Annotated in this window: 1 protein-coding gene; it reads left to right on the top strand. The window is 37.5% G+C overall.

Going from position 1 to position 1,370, the window contains the following annotated elements; all coding sequences use genetic code 11:
• Positions 1 to 140: 140 nt before the first annotated feature.
• On the top strand, positions 141 to 1,259 hold the full coding sequence (locus tag GW534_RS15840; RefSeq protein WP_161921927.1) for an IS4 family transposase: 1,119 nt from the start codon (positions 141 to 143) through the stop codon (positions 1,257 to 1,259).
• Positions 1,260 to 1,370: the final 111 nt, after the last annotated feature.

Raw genomic sequence — 1,370 nt, 5'->3', positions numbered from 1 at the left:
CACTAGCATTGCATAAATTAAATCTAAAAACAAAAAATACTAAGAATGTTCAATTATTTAGTGGTTTGTCCATAAAAAAATCCTTTATACTGAATAGGACGGGTGGCTTCCTGTCCAAATCCAATATAAAGGAACTTATTATGGACAAGAATACACGATTATCATCATTTAGTAAATGGATTGCACCTATTCATTTTAAAAAAGTTTATGAACAAGCAGAAAATCTGAAACAAGATTATTACACAAAGAAACTTACGACAGAAGCTTATATTAAAATTTTACTATTTGCGCAGCTTCATGAAACCGAAAGCCTCGAGGCGATGAGCGATGCGCTCCTGGATGAGGACTTTCAAAAAGCACTTGGGTTTGAATCAATTAGTGCGTCTCAGCTTTCGCGTAAAAACAATGAAGTAGACCCAGGGATTTTGGCAGCTTTGTTTCTGGATCTCGTCTATCAGATCCAGGGATTTCACAAAAAGCGACTGAATTCTTCCATGCCATTGAAGATCATTGATTCTAGCACATTGCCTCTTAATTTAACGAATTACAAATGGGCAACGTTTCGCAAAACAAAAGCTGGCGTGAAACTTCATTTAAGGCTTGTATTCATGGATAAAAACACCGTTTATCCGGAAAAAGCAGCTATCACACCAGCAAAAGAACACGACCGAAATCAATTAGAAGTTCTCGTCGATGACAAAGAAGCCATGTATGTGTTTGATCGAGGATACGTAGATTATGAGCGCTTTGACCGAATGACAGATGATGGCTATTTCTTCGTTTCAAGAATCAAGAAAAATGCCGTCACTCGAGATGTTTATTCTTTTTCTCTACCACCTGAATCGACTGTTTTATCCGATAAAATGGTCTATATTGGCTCCACACAAAATCGTGCAGAGAACGTCTTTCGCCTTTTGGAAGTGTCCGATACGAAAGGGAATATCCTTCGATTAATCACGAATCGATTTGATTTAAGCGCAGATGAAATCAGTGATATTTACCGCTCCCGCTGGGCAATCGAGTTGTTCTTTAAATGGCTGAAACAGCACGTGGAAATCAAACATTTTTACGGAATGAGTAAGACGGCGTTACAAAATCAAATTTACATCGCACTCATCACCTACTGTTTACATGTACTGATTCAATTAGAAACAAAAAGTAAAAAGTCGCTGCTTCGAATTAGCCGCTGGTTAAAGGCAGCATTATGGAAGCCAGCTTACATTTGGCTGCGAAGGTTTGAGAAAAAAGCCGTTCCATAACAAAGGCAAATGTCGTTGTCCCTTTTGGATGAACTGTATATAATTTTCAAAAAATGGATAAAGCCACCTTTAGTTGGACTTTGACTTTTTGGCTTAATTTATGAGAAAATT

It is taken from the genome of Pallidibacillus pasinlerensis (assembly GCF_009996845.1).
Classification (GTDB): Bacteria; Bacillota; Bacilli; order Bacillales; family Caldibacillaceae; genus Pallidibacillus; species Pallidibacillus pasinlerensis.
The sequence above is the reverse complement of the archived record's forward strand: the minus strand, read 5'-3'. Positions and strand labels throughout refer to the sequence as shown.

Bases quoted from the DNA above. Each gene is read 5' to 3' on its own strand.
- GW534_RS15840 (WP_161921927.1), top strand. From the start codon at position 141: ATGGACAAGAATACACGATTATCATCATTTAGTAAATGGATTGCACCT.